This window comes from Bacillus sp. CR71 (genome assembly GCF_003429245.1).
GTDB lineage: Bacteria > Bacillota > Bacilli > Bacillales > Bacillaceae_G > Bacillus_A > Bacillus_A thuringiensis_S.
Window position 1 is genome coordinate 1927750 of sequence record NZ_CP031748.1, and the last position, 20692, is coordinate 1948441.

Consider the following 20692-nt stretch of genomic DNA (forward strand, 5'->3'; position numbering starts at 1 on the left):
AAAACAAAAAGAATAAAACGAATGTTACATTTACAAGTATTCAAAAGTGGTCTGAAATGAAAATAATACATTTTCAGGAGGGATTACGATGAGTAGTACAGTGAATAAGCAAAAAGGTATACAATTGATTCCGTTTACCGTAAATAAGGTGGTAGAGCAAGTAAATGAAATTCCACCAGGTGTACAACTGATTCACGCTCCACAAGTATGGGAAAAGAGTGTGAAGGGGCAAGATGTAGTCGTTGCCGTATTAGATACAGGGTGTGATACCAATCATATAGATTTAAAGGATCGTATTATCGGCGGAAGAAATTTCACAAAAGATTATGAAGCTGATCCAAATGTGTATCTTGATAATAACGGACATGGTACTCATGTAGCGGGCACGATTGCCGCGACTGAAAATGGTGTCGGTGTATTGGGAGTTGCACCACTTGCTAAAATGTTAGTATTAAAAGTTTTAGCGGGAGATGGTTCTGGAAGTTATGAGCAAATTATTGAGGCAATTCATTATGCTGTAAATTGGAGAGGGCCGAATCAAGAGAAAGTGAGAATTATTTCAATGTCACTTGGTGGTCCGCAAGATGTTCCAGAATTACATGAAGCAATTCAAAATGCGGTAAATCAGGATGTTCTCGTTGTATGTGCTGCTGGAAATAATGGAGATTGCGATGATGAAACAGAGGAATTAGATTTCCCAGGTGCTTATTCTGAGGTAATTGAAGTTGGTGCTGTTAATTTAGAGCGGAAGATTACATGTTTTAGTAATTCAAATCAAGAAATTGATCTAGTAGCGCCAGGTGATGAAATATTATCTACGTATCCAGATGGGAAATATGCTGTGTTAAGTGGAACTTCCATGGCGACGCCGCATGTTGCTGGAGCGCTCGCCTTGCTCATTAAACAGTGTGAGAAAGAATATGGTCGAAAGTTATCGGAGCCGGAAATATATGCACAACTCATTAAAAGAACTGTACCTTTAGGGTACGAACGTACATCTGAAGGAAATGGATTAATAGATTTATTAAAAGAATAGCCATATTAAAAAACATCTCATATTCATATGAGATGTTTTTTAATATGGCTCTGTCGCATGTAATACAACTTGTAACAAACCTGGGAATCTAGCATTTAAATCTTCTTCACGAATTGAAATGAAACGTTGTGTTCCTTCAAGGCGCGTGTACATAACACCTGACTCACGTAAAACTTTGAAATGGTGAGATAAAGTTGATTTCGCAATAGGAATGTTTAAAGCGCCACAAGATTGTTCGTTTTTCTCTAGTAACATATTTACAATTTGTAAACGAATTTGATCGCTAAGTGCATATAAGACAGAAGAAAATTGAATTTCTTCTCGATTTGGATGATAGAGTGTACGCATATTTCACCTGCTTGTATAAGTTGAGATATTTGCACTATAACATATAAAGTGGTATATTTCTATTCTTCGAATATATTAGAACGATAGAAATATAGGGGGAGAAAAAATGAAGTATACAAAATTGCAAAAGGCAGGATTAAATATTTCAAAGTTGGGTTTAGGTACAAATGCAGTAGGGGGACATAATTTATATGCTGATGTGAATGAAGAAGAAGGAAAGCAATTAGTAGAAGAAGCTATTCAGCAAGGGATTACATTTTTTGATACAGCAGATTCATATGGTGTCGGTAGATCTGAGGAAATGGTAGGAGAAGTATTAAAGGGAAAACGCCATAAGCTTATACTTGCTACAAAAGGTGGAATTCAACCGTTATTAAATGGAGAAACTTATATTAACAATGAACCAAGTTATTTAAGAAATGCTGTGGAGAATAGCTTAAGAAGGTTACAGACTGATTATATTGATTTATATTATTTGCATTTTACAAATTCTGAAACAAGTTACATAGATTCAATCGGAGAGCTTACTCGTTTAAAAGAAGAAGGGAAAATTCGTTCAATTGGAATATCGAACGTAAACATAGAACAATTAAAAGAAGCGAACCAACATGGTCATATAGATGTTGTACAATCTCCGTACAATATGTTAGAACGTACGGCTGAGGAAGAACTGTTGCCGCATTGTATAGAAGCGGGTATTTCATTTATTCCATATGGGCCTCTTGCTTTTGGAATATTAGGCGGAAAATATACAGAAGATTTTAAATTGAACGAAGTCGATTGGCGCCAAAATGTAAATCTATTTGAAGAAAATACATATAAGAGTAATTTTAAGAAAGTGGAAAAGTTAAAAGGGCTAGCTAAAGAAAATGATATTGAAGTGTCTCATTTAGCGTTAGCATGGTTATTAAATAAAGAAGGAATTGATACAGTTATACCTGGTGGAAAGCGGGCAGAGCAAATAAGAGAAAGTGTGAAAGCGGTAGACGTTTCATTGAATAAAAGAGTCATGAAAGAAATCCAATCTATTTTAGAAGATTAGTGAAACAGAGGGATAGTACCCTCTGTTTATATAAGTGGAAATAAAAAATCTATCTTAAAGCGTTATAAACAATTACTTACAGATTCAAAGGTTTCACTTTCCTATTTTGCCTACTTTATTTTTCAAACCGGAAATTTTGCTGCATTTTCATTCTTTGGTGTATGGCTTTTCGTTCAATTTGGGTTACAGGTTCATGAAGTAGGTACGGCTATGCTTGTACTAGGATTAGGAAATTTAGCTGGTAATATTTGGGTCCCTAGACTCGTAAATAAAATTGGTTACAATTTTTCTTTCTATGGTGGAATTGTATTTACAGCAGTGTTATATGTAATACTCCCTTATTTAAAGAGTATTATATTTGTTGAATTATTTTTCTTTGTTTTATTTTTTGTGACAGGAATTTTGTTTGTATTAATGATGGGACACTTACAAAACATGTCTACTATAGCAAGAGGAACAGGTGCTGCTCTTGCAAATGCCTCGATGTACATTGGCCAAATGATTGGTGCGGCAATAGCAGGAATGTTATTTGCAACATCTCATAATTTTATATTAGTAGGTAGCTTTACTGCGTTATTATATGTTTTAGCTTTATTTCTGTTTAGAAAAAGTGAAAACATTAATAAAGATAATGAAAAAGGAATTGCATCATAAAGTTTTAGTAAATCAAAAAGCACTTTTTGGGTTAAGTCTAAAAGGTACTTTTCTTTTTGATTGCATAGTTGCTGCATTTTCATTATGTATACCTGCATCTTTAATAATTCGTTGTTCAGCTATATTATTGAAAAAGAATTGTAATAAAATTATGGGAAAATAAAAAATCCCTATGGTGATAGGGATTTATATATCGGCATATAGCTCCTCGGAAAAGGATATACCTAGTTTAACATATAGAAGTACTTATATTTGTGAAATAGATGTGAAAGTAATGTGAAAAATATTGTAACAAAAAGCACTGTTTTAGCTAATGTAACTAAAACAGTGCTTTTCTTTTTGATTGAACAGTTGCTGCATTTTCATCATGTATACCTGCATCTTTAATAATTCGTTGTTTTGCTTTATTTAATAGATGGTTCACTGCTTCACCAAAATAGTTAGCTTCGCTTTTTGTGCGGGCTTCTCGTAAACATTTATAGTTTTCTAGCAGTTCCTCTTTTTCGGAGTTTGTTAAGAAATCTTCTATTTTCTTTTTTGTCATACGAAACACCCTTTCTCCTGACAAACGACGCAATAGAAAATATTTATTTCTCATTATAACAATAATTTTAAAAGAAAGTATACACTAACGTCGCAATAATTTGTCAATTTCTTGAATCTTCTCATCAGCTTTCCCAATTTGCGTATTTTTAGCCTGTTCGCCACCAAGAGCTTGATGTAGTAAGAAAGTTTGACCGGAAATAGCAGTTACAATGGATACTTTTATAATTTCTTTTATTGCGGTGACATCGAATAAAACGAGTCCGAGAAGTGCGGCTAGGCTACCGGTAAAAATATCAGTTAAAAATCCAAAATGAAAAAATGTTTTCAAACGGCGTGGAAGCAATAACTTACCTTGGTTATTGATTAGATGGGAAACGAAGCCAGTAATGCCACCAACGAGAACAGCGGTTAGCCATTGATACATTTCCATCGAATCCACTCCTTTTAGTGAATAAGATTCGATTATTTTATATTGATTCCTTTTAATATTTCATATAAGCATATTGAGAAAGTTTGTTTGGGTATATTTTGTATTCAATTTAATTATAACAGAAAATTCCGATAGATTTCAGTCTATTATATGAATCATTTTTACAATAATATGAATGCAGAAAGGGGTGCGTGATATGAATATAGATTATCGAATAAGAAGTGTAGATGGTTATACAAAAAAAATAGGGGAATTAGTAAGCATGCTTGAGCATACGAGAGCTGTAACATTAGGCGAAGTAAGAAATTTATCAGTTGAGCAATTAGATTTAATTATGCAGAGTAGCGGGAATTCAATTGGTGCCTTATTAAAACATATAGCAGCTATTGAAAAAGTTCATCAGCTTATTTCATTTCAAGATCGTGACTTTACAAAAGAAGAATTAGAAATATGGGAAGATGCACTGTATTTAGGGGAAGCGGGTAGAGCAATCCGTGGTCATGAAATACAGTATTATGTACAACTTCTACAAAGTGTTCGAGAAGAATCTCTGAAGTATTTAAGTGAACAAGGTGATGAGTGGCTCATGTCAGAAAGAAAGTGGCCTAACGGTGTAGTATATAACCAGCACTATCTTTGGTTTCATGTGCTAGAAGATGAAATTAGTCACCGAGGACAAATTAGAATGCTCAAAAACAAGTTATTTGAAAATTACGTTAAATGATGTAGCTTTTTATAGGAGAATTCCATATAATGAGAGTAATTAAAATAAGAACGGGGTGATGTGTTATGGCGAAAATAACTTATATGAATAATAAACCAAATACAAAGGTGGATGGAAAGGGCGAAACGATATAAGTGAGCGCACTATCCTTCCACTTAGCTAAAACTAGGGAGGATATCAATTTGAATCAAAATATTTTAGAATCGTATGGCTGGGATTCTTTTTTTGAGGAACAAGCTGTAGAGAAATTTGAAGTAGGTCGTATTTTACTTGAGCATAAGCATATATATCGCATTATTTGTAACGATGGTGAATATATGGCAGAACTGTCTGGGAAGTTTCGGCATGAAGCAGTAACGAAGGGAGATTATCCAGCTGTTGGTGATTGGGTGTATATAAAGAAAATAGAGAATGAAAAGAAAGCTATCATTCATAGTATTTTTCCGAGAAGAAGCTCTTTTTCTAGACAAGAGGCTGGTACTCGAACGGAAGAACAAGTAATAGCAGCGAATGTAGATTATCTATTTTTAGTGAATGCACTTAACCATGATTTTAATGTAAGAAGAATGGAACGTTATTTACTTTTAGCGTATGAAAGCGGTGCAATGCCTGTAATTGTTTTAACAAAGAGTAGTTTATGTGAGGACATGGAACAGAAAATTGTTGAAACGGAAGCTGTGGCAATTGGTGTTCCAATCTTCGTCGTTGATAGTTTAGAGCATACTGGTATTGAATCGTTGCAGCAATTTGTTTCTTCAGGGAAAACAATTGCTTTAGTCGGATCATCCGGTGTTGGGAAATCCACTTTGTTAAATGCACTTATAGGAATTGAAGTAGCAAAAACGGGAGATATTCGTGAGGAAGATAGTAAAGGAAGACATACGACAACTCATCGTGAATTGTTCCGATTACCGAGTGGTAGTTTAGTTATTGATACTCCCGGCATGAGGGAATTGCAACTTTGGGAAGGAAGCGAAGCGATTCAAACAACATTCTCTGATATTGAAAAACTCGCGACAACATGCCGTTTTCGTGATTGTAAGCATGAGAATGAACCAGGATGCGCGGTGCATAGTGCAATTGATAACGGACTTATTACGATAGATCGTTTGAAAAGCTATAAAAAATTACAAAGAGAACTGGCGTATTTTATGAGAAGACAAGATGCAATCCTTGCCAGAGCAGAGCGTGATAAGTGGAAAAAGCTTTCTAAACAACATAAAAAAATGTAAAAACCAAAGGGTGCCCTTTGGTTTTTTCTATTTGTAAATTTTATAATAATATTATTTATATATATAGACAAAGAGAAATTAATTGTTTAAACTTTACAAAGTATTCATCATAATAGGTTATGAAAATAATAATTAGGGATTGGGAAATATTAATAATTAACTCAATTTAACTTTTAAATTTGAAAATTAGGAGGTTCATAATGGGTAAACTATTAAATTTGTTTCGTGATATGAAAGTAGCAAAAAAGCTATTAATTTCATTCTTTGTAATTTTAATTGCGGCTGTGTCTATTATCGGAGGCATGTCTTATCAAACAGCCAAAAAGAATTTTGAATCACAAATTAAGAGTAGTGCCAACGACAATATAAAAATACTGGATAATTTAATCAATCAAATGATTGATGCAAAATTTAATGATGTGAATAATTTTGCACGGGTGATTCAGGGGAATATGTATCAAGGAGATAATCAGGATGAATTAAGAAAAATATTATCTCAATATATAAATTTAAATAAAGATGTTGAACAAGTATATGTTGCCGGAAATGATAAAAAATTTGTGCAAGAACCAAATATACAAATGGCAGCAGATTATGATCCAACAGCACGACCTTGGTATAAAGATGCAGTGGCAAAACAAGGTGGTATTGTTGTTACTGAGCCGTATAAGGCAAAAGGAAATGGACATATTGTCGTAACAATCGCAAAACAAACAGAAGATAAAAATGGGGTTGTTGCGCTAGATTTAAGTTTAGATAATTTATTAAAAACATCAAAGTTAATTAATATTGGTAAAAAAGGATATGCCTTCATTTTAGATGGAAAGCAAAAAATAATTGCTCATCCACAAGAAAAATCAGGAGAAAAAGCGGCTGATTCTTGGGCAAAGAAAATTTATGAAGATAATCACGGTGCTTTTTCATATTCTTATGGTGGTAGTGAAAAGAATATGGTATTTGCTACAAATGTAAAAACAGGTTGGAAAATTGGTGGGACTATGTACTCAAGTGAAGTAATTGAAGCTGCTCAACCTGTATTTTATAATATGTTAATTGTTATGCTTATCTCATTAGTAATAGGTGGAGCACTTATTTATTTTGTAACACTTTCAATTACGAAGCCTTTAAAGAGATTAGTTGTTACCTCTAAAGAAATAAGTGAAGGGGATTTAACGCAAACAATTGAAATTCATTCTAATGATGAAATCGGCCAACTTGCTAAAGGCTTTAATGAGATGACGAATTCGTTACGGACGTTAATCGGAAGAATTAACGATTCAGCTGGGCATGTTGCAGCGGCATCAGAAGAGCTAACTGCAAGTGTAAGGCAAGCAAGTGAAGCGACTGAGCAAATTACAATCGCAATGGATGAAATATCAAGTGGGGCAACGACGCAAACAACAAGCGTAGAAAATGGTGCTATGTTGCTATTTGATGTAACGGAAGGAATTCAGCATGTAGCAAATAGTTCATCATCTATTAATACGGCTTCCGCACATACTCGTGAAAAAGCAGAAGATGGTGGGAAACTAGTAGGAAGAACAGTAAACCAGATGCAGTCTATTGCAGAATCTGTGTCACAATCAGATGCAGTTATACAATTACTAAATAATAAATCAAAACAAATTGGTGATATTTTAGAAGTAATTCAAAATATTGCAGATCAAACAAACCTTCTAGCTCTAAATGCGGCGATTGAAGCTGCAAGAGCCGGTGAGCATGGAAGAGGTTTTGCGATTGTTGCAGATGAAGTACGTAAATTGGCAGAGCAGTCTAGCGTATCTTCTAGTGAAATTAGTAAATTAATATGTGAAATACAAGATGATATGGGTAAGACAGTCAAATCTATGAATCATGTAAATGAGGAAGTTCAATCTGGACTTGTTATCGCAAATGAAACGAAGCAAAACTTTGCTGAAATTTTACAATCTACAAATGAAATAGCTAATCAAATTAAGACGATGGTTGAAACGGCTAATGGAATGTCAAAAGGGGCAAATGAAGTATCTATTTCGGTAGGACAAATTGCAATGACAGCACAAAATAATGCAACAAGCACACAAAATGTTGCGGCTTCAGCTGAAGAACAGCTAGCTTCGATGGAGGAAATTGGATCCGCAGCGGGCACGTTATCTCAAATGGCTGAAGAGTTACAAGGACTAATTGACAGATTTAAAGTTTAACAGAGAACAGGCTGTCCCTAAAATAGAAGTATGTATTGGGAGAGTCTGTTTTATTATGTAAATTTAAATGTGGGATGTAGAGTCCTCTTATGACGTTTAAAATGGTATTTTGCATAATATTTGTCGAAAAATAGAGGTATTTGTTAGCTTTGTGTATAATTGTTAACCTATAGAATACAAATAAAAGGAGAGTATTATGGGAGTGTACTGGGGGACAAAAAGACATTCTTGGCTTAGTTACGTTTCATTTTGGCTAAGTATTTCATTTTTTATTGTTTTTCTAATTGAAGTGTTTATATTAAAAACACTTTCGAATAGCTCGGTGCAAATTGTTAAATATTTTTATTTTATACTTGTGCCAGTAAATATTTTTCTTAGTTTAAAGTTACTATTTAAGAAGAATGAAAAGAAAGCGTTACCTATTTTTAGTTTCATTGTCTCATTATTATTCGCAATTTTAATAATCGTATTAGTTTTAGCAGCTATAGGGAAGTTCTTTTAAGGGGAGTGGTATAAGTCACTCTCCTTTTTTATTTGTGTTAGTCTTACTATATGTAAAAGTGTGAATGCTGTAAGCTAATAAAAGCGGACAGTAGAGAATATTTGCATTGATTAAAGTCTGATGTTATTTGAACTTGTAAGAGAGTATGGAGTAATGAGGTAATATACATAATAATGGAGATAGAATTAGTTGTTTTATAAGTATGTATGAAACAAATGAATACGGTAAGAACGGTGATATATGGTACAATAGCTATGGATAGTGATAGAGATAAAGGGTATATAAAATACTCATCGTTTTTAGTAAGAGAGGGGTTATCTTATGCTATACGAGGATTTGGAGACATTATTTCAAACAGCTCCGAAAGAAGATAGAGGCGGATGGAAATATATAATCCAAGAACAAAATGATACATATAAAATTGTTGATGAAATTCTGAAAAATCAAATGAGTGTCGAATTGTATTTTAATGAATACGATGAGGTGAAAATCACTTTATATAAAGATGGAATTCCCATTACGACTATGCAAAGAATTGCGATTTCAAAAGTTGAATTAGACGAAGATGAAGAGGGTATTCAATTTGTTTTAGAGCGCATGCCTAGTCGAATGATTCGGTTGCAATTAAAGCCATATTTAGCATTAGAAATGGGGCCGTACTGGGAAGTATGTGATGATTGTGAATGAACATAAAAAAGCATCCAATAACATGGATGCTTTTTTATGTTTTTTGAAGTTGTTTAAATGCAATGATTGGAAGTATAACAATACTTACCCATCCGATGATAGGATATAGAATGTGAAGTAAGTCACTGTAACCGATGTAACTAAAGCAATAACTAATTAGTAAAATAAAGAAAATAATATTGTTATTTTTCCACCCAGTAATAGATTGCATCTGTTTTGTCATTCCGAACACATTACCAACTAAAGTTGTGAAAACTTCACCGAAAATAATGAGAACGAAGAAGAAGTGAAAAGTTGCATTAAATCTTCTTATGACTTCAGCCATTGGGATGTTATATTGATAAAATTGATCGACTGATAAGATTGCTAAATGGCTGCATAATAAAATTAAAGAAAGTCCAGCACCCCCTAAAATCCCACCCCAAAAAATGGCTTTTCGATCCTTAACTTCACTGGCTAATGGGACGAGAACACTTTGGGCGAGAGAAAGATTTAAGGCGACATATGTAATAGGGCTAGTAATCCATTTCATATTCCAACTCTCTGCAGGAATAGTGTTATTAATGGAAGGTGTACCGTGAAAAAAGGTTGTAATAGCAAGTCCGATAATAAAAATCATCATAATAGGTACGACAAGTGTATTTACTTCAAAAACACCTTGTAATCCGCGGCTACTTATAATGAGACAAGCGATAACTGTAATGAGAATACCGAGTTGTCTTGGTAAGCGAAGTTGCTCTTCAAATACTGCACCAGCCCCTGATAACATAACGCTCGTTACGCCGAATAAAACGAGTAATAATAATGTGTTTACAACATTCCCAAATACATCCCCAAATAAATATTTGTTAAATTCTTGCGCTGAAAATGCCCCAATTTGCGATGAAAGTAACATCATCTTTGTGCCGAGCCAAATAAAAAAAAATCCACTTACACATATGCCAATTGTCCCATATAATCCATTCACTGTGAAAAATTCAACAATTTCTCGTCCAGTAGCAAATCCAGCTCCAACGACAGTTCCGATATAAGTAGCAGCTACTTTCTTTGCTACTTGCCATTGTTGATTGTCCATGTTATCCCTCTTTCTACTATGATGAGCTTGATGTACTATTATGCATATGTATGAGCTTGGACAATTAGACGTATGAAGTGTTTGAAAAAATACATGAATTAAATGATATTAGGGAAGTATTAAAGGTGTTAAAACTTTGTTACATATAAGCCGATTGTTCGAAAGGAAAGGGAATGTATGGTAAAATGTAATTAGGTTATTAAAAGATAAACATTACAAAATGATAAGAGGAGTGGGTTGTATGAGTACGAAAACAAATGTTGTTGAAGTATTAAACAAGCAGGTAGCAAACTGGAATGTGTTATATGTGAAACTACATAATTATCACTGGTATGTGACAGGGCCACACTTCTTTACATTACATGAGAAATTTGAAGAGTTTTATAATGAAGCTGGAACGTATATTGATGAGTTAGCAGAACGTATTTTAGCTTTAGAAGGTAAACCATTAGCGACAATGAAAGAATATCTCGCAACATCTAGTGTCAGCGAAGGGACAAGCAAAGAATCTGCAGAAGAAATGGTGCAAACATTAGTGAATGATTATTCTGCACTTATTCAAGAATTAAAAGAAGGTATGGAAGTTGCGGGCGAAGCTGGCGATGAAACATCAGCTGACATGTTGTTAGCAATTCATACAACATTAGAACAACATGTATGGATGCTAAGTGCATTCTTAAAATAACGATAAATATATAGAAACCCATTGAAAAATTATTTCAATGGGTTTTTTTATGATTTTTCAGTTTTCTTTTATGCTATAATATAGTAAAAAGGAGGCGATGCGATGTTTCGCTTTTTCAGAACTGGAAAAGAAGAGCGGGAAATTACGAAAGATGAATTAGAACAAGCGATGGCTCAGTTTTTAGAAACGAATGCTAATATTGTTTATACAGTATTAGTAAATGACGATTATACAGTGAATTATGATTTGTTAAAACCGTATTTACCTGCATTTCCAACAAATGATTTTCTCATAACGAAGGAAACGCTTGAGGTATTTGAACATACAGCAGAAAATTTAAACCTAGTGAAAGAAATTGATGTCGTACAAAAAGCAGTAGATCAATACGTAACAGAAAAAGAAATGTTCCCAATTGTTGAAGGTAGCGAAGATCGCCTCATATGCGGAATGAAACTAGGACCTTACTTAAATCGTAGCTTAAAAAGAGACTTATATATTTCAGAAAAACATTATTTAGTTTCAAGTAAACCAGATAGAAAAAAACAAAAGAGCGGGTAGATGTAATGAAAACAACAATACATATATTGTTGTCTTTTTTTGTTTGTTAAAATATTGATTTTTCAGTCTATTTTCATTTATACTAAATGTATTGGACAGGGAAGAGTAACTATTAAGCATCATTCTGAGAATAAGATATTGTTAGCGTAGGTTATACAAAGTGGTATAAAGATTCGCAAAAAAATATTATAAAAGGTTTCGGGGGAATTGGTACATGAAAAATAGTATGACTTACATTCAATTATTAAATGAAACGTTACGTTGTTATGCAAATAAAGGAAGTTTTGAAGCGTACAATTATATAATGGAAAATGCTACAGGTGTAATAGGGAATGAGGCGCAAATATATAATTTTAAGTATGCGCTCGCAAGTGCATCGGGACTTGAAAAAGAAGCATTACATTTAATGAGAGAGGCCATTATAGAAAAGGGATTCTGGTATGGAAATGAGTATTTAATTTTGGACGATGATTTAAAATCACTACATAAATTTGAAGAATTTCATACAATGGTTCAATTATGTAAAGAAAGAGAAGGATTAGCACATAAAACGGAAAGACCAGACGTGAAATATATATACAGCAAGAAAGAGGGAAATCTACTACTTACATTACATGGTGACCAAGAAAATATTCAAATAGTAGAGCCATATTGGAAATCAGTTTTGACACAAGATTACACGTTAGCTTTACCACAGTCTTCACAAATTCAGTTTTCAGATGGATTTGTTTGGGATGATCTAGAGAGAGGGAAAGGGGAATTAAAAGAGCATTACAATAAGTTTATAGAAAATCATACAGTAGAAAATGTAATAATTGGTGGTTTTTCTGCAGGGGCAAGAGTAGCTTTATATACGATTTTACAAAAAGATATAGATGTAGATGGTTTTGTTTTTATGGCACCCTGGCTTCCCAAGATTGAAGAATGGGATGAGTTGTTGAGTGTGCTGCAGGATAAACATATAAAAGGATATATAGTATGCGGGGATCAAGATGAAGATTGTTTCGAATCCGTGCAGCAATTTGTGCAACTATTAAGAGATAAGAATATAGAACATAAGTATAAAGTTGTGCCTGACTTAGATCATAATTATCCTATTAACTTTGATGAGCTATTAAAAGAAGCTATTGAATATATAGGAAATGAAAACAATAAGTAGTAAGAAAAAGAGATGCATCATATGTGATGCATCTCTTTTTAGAATTATAAATTAAAAGCATTTGCTAGTAAGCGATAAGACTTTAATTTATGTTCGAATTGATGAGTAATCGTGACAATCATAAATTCGTCAGTATTGTATGCTTTGCTTAAGTTTATTATTTTTTCTTTTACAGAAGACGGATCACCAACAATCATACGTTGACGATTTTCTTTTATACGGAATAAATCATAAGCGCTGTATGAATAATTTTGAGCAGTTTCAATAGAAGGTGTACCAGTAGTTCGTTTTCCTTGCTCTAATAATAAGATTGATAAATCTAAACTAGAAGCAATTTTTTCTGCTTCTTCATTTGTTTCTCCGCAAATAACAAAAATAGCAACGATTGACTTTGGTTTATCTCCTAAAAATGAGGGCTGATATTGTTCTTGGTAAGCCCTCATAACTTCAGGGCCTCCAAAGCCATTAATAAATTGTGCAAATGCGAAAGAAGCTCCGTTGTTTGCAGCAATTTTAGCGCTCTCTCCACTAGAACCGAGCATCCACATTTCAGGAGATGTTGGGATAACTGGAGTGGCTTTTAAGTTTGCATAGTGATGGTTTTCTGGTACTTGATCATGTATGTACATTGCAACGTCTGCAATTTGTTCTGGATATTGATCAAGTGAGACCATTTTCCCTTCTTGAAGTGCGCGAGTTGCTATTGGCATACCACCAGGGGCTCTACCAACACCGAGATCGATACGATTTGGATACAGTGCTTCTAAAACACGGAAATTCTCAGCGACTTTATATGGGCTATAATGCGGTAACATAACACCACCTGAACCGACTCTAATATGGTCCGTTTTTGCGGCAATATGAGAAATAAGTATTTCTGGACTTGAACCAGCTAAGCCTACGGAATTATGATGTTCGGATACCCAAAAACGTGTGAATCCGAGTTTTTCAACTTCTTGTGCAAGCGTAACTGTATGTGAAAAAGCTTGGGCTGCTGTGCTACCATCTGAAATAGGTGATTGGTCTAATACACTTAACTTGATCATAGAATATACCTCTCAATCTTAATGTACATCCTATTATATATTTACTTATGAAAAATGCGTAGTGAAATGCTCAAAATGAAAAGCGGATAATCTTATTTCCGCTTTTAATGAGAAAATCCGCGTTCATAATGATTCATTTCGACTAGATTTAAAATATATTCATAGTTGTCAATTTCACGTTTTAGCTGTTCACGTTCTTTTGCAGATAGTGTCATATTGCTAAGTTTTTTACATAAGTTTTGTTTCTTTAATTCTAAATGTTTTTTTGTAGCATGGTAGTCATAAGTATGTTTCATTTTTAACCACTCCTTCTTTGCAGTTGCTATATTATACGAAGCATAAAGAAATATGAAATCTGTCTCTTATGTATTTTTAGTGAATATTCAAATTGCAATGGTGTTATGTTTATGGAGATCTATGAATAAAATGCACTAAACCACTAACGTCCATTTGATGAAATAAGGGGTGGAATTGTGCAGAAAGATATAATGTATAACACTGAAATGGATGAAGCGTTAAAAGTTATAGATAAAGGATTGAAGAAGACGATAAGTCCAAAACAAATTATTGTAGTGGGAGCTGGTATGGCTGGATTAGTTTCAGCATCTTTATTAAAGGCTGCAGGACATGATGTGAAAATTTTTGAAGCAAACAACCGGGTAGGTGGCCGTATAGAGACAGTTAGAATGGAAGATACCGGATTATATTTAGATGTGGGAGCAATGAGAATTCCGTATACACATAGGTTAACGATGGCATATATAAGAAAATTTGGGCTACAGGTGAGTCCTTTTATTAATAGGAATGAGACGGATATTATTTATGTAAATGGACGGAAAACGACGTTGAAACAATATGAAAAGGATCCGAGTATTTTAAGGTATCCTGTGGAAATGAACGAAGTGGGAAAAACGTCTGAAGAACTATTGTTATTAGCAGTACAGCCGATAATAAATTTTATTAAAAGAAATCCAGAGAAAAATTGGGATGTTGTAGTGAAGGATTTTGGGAGATATTCCACAGGACAATTTTTAAAGTATCATCCTTATCAGTATAATACTTACTTTTCGCCAGTAACAATTGAGATGATCGGTGTTCTATTAGATTTAGAAGGTTTTTTAGAGCGGTCGTTTGTAGAGACTTTACGATTTCTATACATTATGCAAGAGGAGAGCGGATTTTGTGAAATTATGGGCGGGAATGATAGATTACCAAAGTCATTTTTACCGCAATTAGAAGAAAATATTATATATAATCAAAAATTAATGAAGTTACATCAACACGATAATGGTGTGACAGCTTTCTATCGGAACGAGGAAACTTTTGAATATAGTAGTATTACAGGAGATTTAGTTATTGTTACTATCCCGTTTTCGACAATGCGTTTTGTAGAAGTAGATCCGTTTGATTCTATATCTCATGAAAAATGGAAAGCAATTCGTGAATTGCATTACATGCCTGCGACGAAAATAGGAATTCAATTTAAAAGCAGATTTTGGGAAGAACAAGGGCAATTAGGTGGCAGAATTATAACAGATTTGCCAATTCGTTATGCCTATTATCCAAGTCATGGAATTGGAGAAAAAGGACCTGCTATGATGTTAGGTAGCTATACATGGTCTTACGATGCATTGTTATGGGATGGTTTATCAAAAGGCGATCGTATTTATTACGCCTTACACAACTTAGCAACAATATTAGGTGGTCAAGTGTATGATGAGTTCATATCTGGAATATCAAAAAGCTGGACATTGGATCCGTATGCGCTTGGAGGATTTGCGCTTTTTCAAGCAGGTCAAGAATCTGAGCTACAACCAGCGATTGTCAAACCAGAGGGGAGAATATTCTTCGCTGGAGATCATACAACGCTATATCACGGATGGATTCAAGGTGCGATTGAATCTGGAATTTTTGTAGCGATGGAAGTGAATGAGTAAAATGTTTTTAATTCAGAAAATTCTTTACTATATAAATTGAGATGGATATTATTATATATAAAAGAATTATAGGGAGTGTTTACAGTGAATCCGTTATTATTCGATTTTCCTTCTGAATTTTATACTGACAGGCTTTTTATTCGAATGCCGAAACCAGGAGATGGTAAAGTTGTATATGATGCAATTCAAGCTTCAATACAAGAACTAAAACCTTGGATGGCTTTTGCACAAAAAGAGCAAACAGAGGAAGAAATAGAAGAGAGTATTAGAAAATCGCATATTCAATTTTTGCAACGTGAGGATTTAAGATTACTAGTATTTTCGAAAGAAACAGGTGAATTTATTGCTTCTGCCGGATTACATCGTATTAATTGGGATATACCTCAATTTGAAATCGGATATTGGATTGATACAAGGTTTAGCGGAAAAGGCTATATGGTAGAGGCTGCGAAAGGTATAACGGATTATGCTTTTTCTGAATTGAAAGCAAACCGTGTAGAAATTCGTTGTGATTCTCTAAATAAAAAGAGTAGAGCGATACCTGAGAAATTGGGCTTTAAATTAGAGGGGATTTTAGAAAGTGCGAGTATTGCAGTAGATGGAAATGGATTAAGGGATATGTGTGTATTTGCAATGACGAGAAATACATATAAAAAAGAAGAGCTGTAAAGAAACAGCTCTTCTTTTTGTGTATTATGGTACAGGATGTCCATTAGAGCTTTCGAAAATTGTAAACCATTGTTGACGATCTAATTTAACGTTTGTAGCAAGAGCGGCCGTTTTTACACGATCTAATTTACCAGATCCAACGATTGGCATCATGTTAGCTGGATGCGCAAGTAACCAAGCATACATAACCGTATCGATACTAGTAACACCTAGCTCAGTAGCAACTTTTTGCACAGTTTCACGTACACGTACGGCGCGTTCTGATTGACCAGTAAAGATTTCCCCACCAGCAAGAGGTGACCAAATCATTGGATTGATTCGTTTTTCTTGGCATAAATCAATTGTCCCTTTTTCAAAGTGCTCAAGCTGCAAGGCAGAAACTTCAATTTGGTTCGTAATAAGCGGGAAATCTAAGTAAGAACTTAACATATTAAATTGTGAAGGTAAGAAGTTAGATACACCGAAGTGACGAACTTTTCCTTCTTGTTTTAATTGTGAAAATGCCTTTGCCACTTCATTTGGATCCATAAAAGGGTCGGGACGATGAATAAGTAATACGTCAATATAATTTGTATGTAAATTTTTTAGTGATGCTTCTGCACTTTGAATAATGTGCTCTGCACTAGTATTGTAGTGAGCAACATATCGCTCTGGAAATTTTGGTGATGGGGGAGCGATTCCACACTTTGTAATAATTTGCATGTTTTCTCGTAAGGAAGGCTTTAATTGTAAAGCTTCGCCAAATAACCCTTCACACGTATATCCGCCGTAAATGTCAGCGTGATCAAAAGTAGTAATTCCCATATCCATACAATCTTCAATGAAAGAAAGTAATTCTTGTTTCGTCATATTCCATTCTGCTAAACGCCAAAATCCTTGAATAATACGAGAGAATTCGAGCGTTTCATTCATTTGAACTCGTTCCATTATAAGTACCCCCTTGATGAATGATTATTATTTTGAAAAGGCTTTCTTACTACGTATTATTATATAGTTTGGGGGGCGTACATACAATAAATATGTTTTGCTAAAAAAATGATTTTCTCTATATGCTATAATGTAGAAACATATAGCTATAAGGAGATGTAAGGAATGATTCCAGTAACAATATTAACTGGTTTTCTTGGATCAGGGAAAACGACTTTATTAAATCGTATTTTATCAGAAAATCACGGTAAGAAATTAGCGGTGATTGTAAATGAAATAGGGCAAATTGGCATTGATAATCAGTTGATTATGAATGTAGAAGAAGAAATTATGGAAATGACAAATGGCTGTTTATGCTGTACTGTACGTGAAGATTTACTTGTTGCTTTAAAACAGTTACTGGACGTAAAAGCAGAAGGGAAAATGGATTTTGATGGTTTAGTAATTGAAACGACTGGACTTGCAAATCCAGGGCCGATTATTCAAACATTCTTTTTAGATCCAGTCATTCAATCTGCATACCAAATTAACGGTGTTGTAACGGTGGTAGATAGTTATCATATACATAAACATTTTGAAAAAGGATTAGAGGCAAAAGAGCAAATTGCGTTTGCGGATGTCGTTTTAGTAAATAAATTAGATTTAATTGAAGAGAGTGAGAAAGAAAATCTCTTGCATGAAATTCAAGGAATTAACCCGACTGCAAAGTTAATTGAGGCGACTAACTGTGAGGTAGATATACCATCTTTATTACAAATCCAAACGTTTAAAACGAAAGATACGTTGCAAATTTACCCTCATAAAGAACATAATCACTTAGAAGGTGTGAAATCATTTGTATTACGTGAAGAACGTCCGCTGGATTTACAAAAGCTTAATGAGTGGATGTCAGCTGTCGTTCAAGAGCTAGGGGAATATTTATATCGTTACAAAGGAATTTTATCGATAGATGGAGTAGATAAACGTATTGTTTTCCAAGGTGTACATACTTTATTTGCCGCTTCGTACGATAGAGAGTGGCAAGAGGGTGAAGAGCGAGTAAGTGAAGTAGTTTTCATCGGAAGAGATATTAATAAAGAGTGGTTCCAAGAACATTTTCAGGAGTGTGTGAAATAAGTCTGCGTAAATTGCAGGCTTATTTTTTATGAACATTCTATTAGATTGCAAAACAGAATTAAATAAGGGAAAGAAATTAAAAATTGATAAATGTATAATAAAAAGCCTGTTTTCACAGGCTTGTATTTTCGTCTATTAGTAACTCCATTACAACACCTACAACTGGACCTTCATCATCAATATCACCATTTAAGCGGAAACCAAATGATTCATACAGTCCCATTGCAAGTTTGTTGTCTGGATGTAAACTTAAGTAAATTATTTTGCATTCAAATTTTTCTTGTAAGAATTGAATGAGTAAGCGAAGGAAACGTTTTGCGTATCCTTTTCCTTGATATTGTTGGTCAATCATAAAGCGATCGAGCCATACACTTTTATGTTTTACTGAATACCATCCATACATTGCATAACCTACAAGTGTTTCTCCATCATATAAACCTACTGACGTTCCGTTTCCTTCATATAATGATTCTGCTAAAGAAAACGCGTTACTTTCAATAAATTGTTGCTGATCTTTTGTGACGTTTAAAGCAACTACTGAACGCCAATTTTTTGCTGTTACTTCACAAATGTGAAGATTCATAATTCCAACTCACCTTCTAAATTAATATAGCTTTAAAGCTAATATGGATAATTTTACTTGTTATTTTGGTCAAGTCAAGGATAAATACATAAAAAGGCAGCTGAATACCAGATTCAGCTGCCTAGAAAATATAATGGATTAGTTTGTTGCTTCTTTCAATGTGTTTACGTTTTCTTCCATTAAAGTGAAGTAATCTTTATTATTTTTCGCATCATCTTCAGAAATAGTAGCTAAGTGATTTAAGCGTAAAACTTTTGTACCAGTTTCTTTTTGAATTACGGATGCTACTTTTGGAGTAGAGAACGTTTCGAATAAAATATATTGTAGACTATGTTCTTTTACTGTTTTTGTAATGTCAGCAAGCTGCTTTTGAGATGGTTCATCAGAAGCTGAAATTCCAGCGATAGGAATTTGTTTTAGGCCGTATCGTTGTTCCCAGTAACCATAGGCAGCATGAGAAACTAAAATTTCTTTCGTTTTTGCGTTCGCTACAGCTGCCTTAAATTGATCGTCTAAATCAGTAAATTTAGTTTGAAGTGCGGCGAAGTTTTTTTCGAATTCTTGTTTATGTTCAGGTTGTAATTCTACAAGTGCATTTTTAATTTTTTCCGCCTGTTTCATTGCTAGAGTAGGATCTAACCAAACATGCGGGTCTTTATCGTGATGATGTTCATCTTCTTTATGGCCATCTCCATGATCATGATGCTCTTCTTCAGTAGAAGCACGAAGCTCAATACCTTTAGATGCATTTACAATTTTAACATTTTCTTTTTGTAATGTTTTTTCCATTTTTTCAGCAAATGGTTCTAATTCAGCGCCGTTATAAACGAATAAATTAGCTTTTGCAACTTGTACTGTTTGTTTTTGACTTGGTTCAAATGTATGTGAATCTGCACCAGGTGGGTAAATTGCTTCAACATTTACATAGTCGCCACCGATTTTCTTTGCGAAATCAGCAAGTGGGAAAATCGTTGTATAAACTGTTAGCTTTCCATCTTTCTTGGCATTACTTTCTTTTTTATTTGAGCAGCCAGCGAAAATTAAGGTAAAAATAAGTAAGAATGAAAATATAGTCAATCTTTTAGGCATGAAGTTCTCCTCTTTTCTTTTTTACGGATATATTTTCCCCAATTATAGAAGAAAAATATCATTTTAATACAAAACGGAATAATTACGTTTTAGTTTGCGAACTTAGTATAATACATCTTTAATAAAGTTGCAATAAATAATAATCATTCCGATTTGTTTTTGTTATAAAGTTGTCAAATATAAGTGTATTATTTTTGCAAATGCATGCATATGTGACAACGCTGTTTTCATATATTGAAAAGGAGGTTAAAGAGGGGGGTGAACGTTTGGGTTACTTAATGGAAGCTATTTTATTAATATTAGCGGTAGTATTGCCATTATCTTTTGTATTAATTTTTTTAAGAAGATTAATAAGTAATTTAGGGGACGCTACAACAATAACGAAATTACAAGAGAGAGATGAGAAAAAAGAGTAAGTAAAACACTATGCGTACGCATAGTGTTTTACTTGTGGTAAAATAAGA

At 33.8% G+C, this 20692-nt stretch carries 23 protein-coding genes and 1 pseudogene; 15 read left to right on the top strand and 9 right to left on the bottom strand.

Translation table 11 applies throughout. The features are described from left to right. Window positions 1–88: 88 nt before the first annotated feature. Entirely contained in the window at window positions 89–1036 is a 948-nt protein-coding gene (locus DOS87_RS09880) for a serine protease (protein ID WP_000099758.1), read from the top strand. Between the two features lie 39 nt (window positions 1037–1075). Here the strand turns inward: DOS87_RS09880 and DOS87_RS09885 are convergent, their stop codons facing one another. Beyond that, window positions 1076–1384: an ArsR/SmtB family transcription factor gene (locus DOS87_RS09885; RefSeq protein ID WP_001259903.1), complete on the bottom strand. Its 309-nt coding sequence runs from the start codon at window positions 1382–1384 to the stop codon at window positions 1076–1078. A 106-nt stretch (window positions 1385–1490) separates the two neighbouring features. Here DOS87_RS09885 and DOS87_RS09890 point away from each other — a divergent pair, with 106 nt between their 5' ends. Together DOS87_RS09890 and DOS87_RS09895 are read left to right on the top strand one after the other, a co-directional pair. Next, the gene (locus tag DOS87_RS09890) at window positions 1491–2426 is read left to right on the top strand and encodes an aldo/keto reductase (protein WP_098577923.1); all 936 of its coding nucleotides are present in this window, start codon (window positions 1491–1493) and stop codon (window positions 2424–2426) included. Between the two features lie 15 nt (window positions 2427–2441). Further along, a pseudogene (locus DOS87_RS09895) lies at window positions 2442–3080 on the top strand (MFS transporter); the annotation flags it as partial. Between the two features lie 319 nt (window positions 3081–3399). On the opposite strand, the gene DOS87_RS09900 reads toward DOS87_RS09895, so the two are convergent. After that, entirely contained in the window at window positions 3400–3624 is a 225-nt protein-coding gene (locus DOS87_RS09900; RefSeq protein WP_000162602.1) for a hypothetical protein, read from the bottom strand. Between the two features lie 84 nt (window positions 3625–3708). Beyond that, window positions 3709–4056 carry a DUF4257 domain-containing protein gene (locus DOS87_RS09905; protein ID WP_000426317.1) on the bottom strand — a complete coding sequence of 116 codons (348 nt, stop codon included), beginning with the start codon at window positions 4054–4056 and terminating at the stop codon, window positions 3709–3711. A gap of 196 nt (window positions 4057–4252) precedes the next feature. On the opposite strand from DOS87_RS09905, the gene DOS87_RS09910 reads away from it, so the two are divergent. The 5 genes from DOS87_RS09910 to DOS87_RS09930 all read left to right on the top strand — a co-directional run bounded on the left by DOS87_RS09910 (window position 4253) and on the right by DOS87_RS09930 (window position 9384). After that, a complete protein-coding gene (locus tag DOS87_RS09910; protein ID WP_098506288.1) occupies window positions 4253–4780 on the top strand; it encodes a DinB family protein in 528 nt (175 codons plus the stop codon). A gap of 182 nt (window positions 4781–4962) precedes the next feature. After that, on the top strand, window positions 4963–6012 hold the full coding sequence (gene rsgA / locus DOS87_RS09915; protein WP_001073085.1) for a ribosome small subunit-dependent GTPase A: 1050 nt from the start codon (window positions 4963–4965) through the stop codon (window positions 6010–6012). 200 nt (window positions 6013–6212) lie between these two features. After that, on the top strand, window positions 6213–8195 hold the full coding sequence (locus tag DOS87_RS09920; protein WP_000517283.1) for a HAMP domain-containing methyl-accepting chemotaxis protein: 1983 nt from the start codon (window positions 6213–6215) through the stop codon (window positions 8193–8195). A gap of 196 nt (window positions 8196–8391) precedes the next feature. Next, window positions 8392–8697, top strand: coding sequence for a hypothetical protein (locus tag DOS87_RS09925; RefSeq protein WP_000539571.1), 306 nt, complete (start codon window positions 8392–8394; stop codon window positions 8695–8697). A 321-nt stretch (window positions 8698–9018) separates the two neighbouring features. Then, window positions 9019–9384, top strand: coding sequence for a DUF3979 family protein (locus DOS87_RS09930; protein WP_000965064.1), 366 nt, complete (start codon window positions 9019–9021; stop codon window positions 9382–9384). Window positions 9385–9418: 34 nt separating this feature from the next. Here the strand turns inward: DOS87_RS09930 and DOS87_RS09935 are convergent, their stop codons facing one another. Then, window positions 9419–10459 carry a YkvI family membrane protein gene (locus tag DOS87_RS09935; protein WP_000370209.1) on the bottom strand — a complete coding sequence of 347 codons (1041 nt, stop codon included), beginning with the start codon at window positions 10457–10459 and terminating at the stop codon, window positions 9419–9421. Between the two features lie 241 nt (window positions 10460–10700). Here DOS87_RS09935 and DOS87_RS09940 point away from each other — a divergent pair, with 241 nt between their 5' ends. The 3 genes from DOS87_RS09940 (at window position 10701) to DOS87_RS09950 (ending at window position 12861) form a co-directional block, all read left to right on the top strand. Continuing rightward, window positions 10701–11144 carry a Dps family protein gene (locus DOS87_RS09940; RefSeq protein WP_000105199.1) on the top strand — a complete coding sequence of 148 codons (444 nt, stop codon included), beginning with the start codon at window positions 10701–10703 and terminating at the stop codon, window positions 11142–11144. Between the two features lie 102 nt (window positions 11145–11246). Then, the gene (locus tag DOS87_RS09945) at window positions 11247–11702 is read left to right on the top strand and encodes a DUF3939 domain-containing protein (RefSeq protein ID WP_000488205.1); all 456 of its coding nucleotides are present in this window, start codon (window positions 11247–11249) and stop codon (window positions 11700–11702) included. A gap of 214 nt (window positions 11703–11916) precedes the next feature. Beyond that, window positions 11917–12861, top strand: a complete 945-nt coding sequence (locus DOS87_RS09950) for an alpha/beta hydrolase (RefSeq protein ID WP_098506285.1) — start codon at window positions 11917–11919, stop codon at window positions 12859–12861. 44 nt (window positions 12862–12905) lie between these two features. Here DOS87_RS09950 and DOS87_RS09955 read toward each other — a convergent pair whose 3' ends face one another. Both DOS87_RS09955 and DOS87_RS09960 read right to left on the bottom strand, forming a co-directional pair. After that, window positions 12906–13907 (bottom strand): LLM class flavin-dependent oxidoreductase, encoded by a 1002-nt coding sequence (locus tag DOS87_RS09955; protein ID WP_000594036.1) that lies wholly within the window; start codon window positions 13905–13907, stop codon window positions 12906–12908. 104 nt (window positions 13908–14011) lie between these two features. Further along, window positions 14012–14203 carry a DUF3896 domain-containing protein gene (locus DOS87_RS09960; RefSeq protein ID WP_000683363.1) on the bottom strand — a complete coding sequence of 64 codons (192 nt, stop codon included), beginning with the start codon at window positions 14201–14203 and terminating at the stop codon, window positions 14012–14014. A gap of 177 nt (window positions 14204–14380) precedes the next feature. Between DOS87_RS09960 and DOS87_RS09965 the strand changes: the two genes are divergently transcribed. Then, on the top strand, window positions 14381–15844 hold the full coding sequence (locus DOS87_RS09965; RefSeq protein WP_001168122.1) for a flavin monoamine oxidase family protein: 1464 nt from the start codon (window positions 14381–14383) through the stop codon (window positions 15842–15844). Window positions 15845–15928: 84 nt separating this feature from the next. After that, window positions 15929–16513 (top strand): GNAT family N-acetyltransferase, encoded by a 585-nt coding sequence (locus DOS87_RS09970; protein ID WP_001068739.1) that lies wholly within the window; start codon window positions 15929–15931, stop codon window positions 16511–16513. Between the two features lie 24 nt (window positions 16514–16537). On the opposite strand, the gene DOS87_RS09975 is transcribed toward DOS87_RS09970, so the two are convergent. Next, window positions 16538–17440 (bottom strand): aldo/keto reductase, encoded by a 903-nt coding sequence (locus tag DOS87_RS09975; protein ID WP_000442823.1) that lies wholly within the window; start codon window positions 17438–17440, stop codon window positions 16538–16540. 165 nt (window positions 17441–17605) lie between these two features. Here DOS87_RS09975 and DOS87_RS09980 point away from each other — a divergent pair, with 165 nt between their 5' ends. Beyond that, the gene (locus tag DOS87_RS09980; protein WP_000613427.1) at window positions 17606–18556 is read left to right on the top strand and encodes a CobW family GTP-binding protein; all 951 of its coding nucleotides are present in this window, start codon (window positions 17606–17608) and stop codon (window positions 18554–18556) included. Window positions 18557–18668: 112 nt separating this feature from the next. Here DOS87_RS09980 and DOS87_RS09985 read toward each other — a convergent pair whose 3' ends face one another. Beyond that, the gene (locus DOS87_RS09985) at window positions 18669–19139 is read right to left on the bottom strand and encodes a GNAT family N-acetyltransferase (RefSeq protein WP_001048684.1); all 471 of its coding nucleotides are present in this window, start codon (window positions 19137–19139) and stop codon (window positions 18669–18671) included. 138 nt (window positions 19140–19277) lie between these two features. Beyond that, window positions 19278–20228 carry a metal ABC transporter substrate-binding protein gene (locus tag DOS87_RS09990; protein ID WP_001126158.1) on the bottom strand — a complete coding sequence of 317 codons (951 nt, stop codon included), beginning with the start codon at window positions 20226–20228 and terminating at the stop codon, window positions 19278–19280. A 266-nt stretch (window positions 20229–20494) separates the two neighbouring features. Here DOS87_RS09990 and DOS87_RS09995 point away from each other — a divergent pair, with 266 nt between their 5' ends. Beyond that, the gene (locus DOS87_RS09995) at window positions 20495–20644 is read left to right on the top strand and encodes a hypothetical protein (protein WP_000540932.1); all 150 of its coding nucleotides are present in this window, start codon (window positions 20495–20497) and stop codon (window positions 20642–20644) included. Window positions 20645–20692 lie beyond the last annotated feature (48 nt).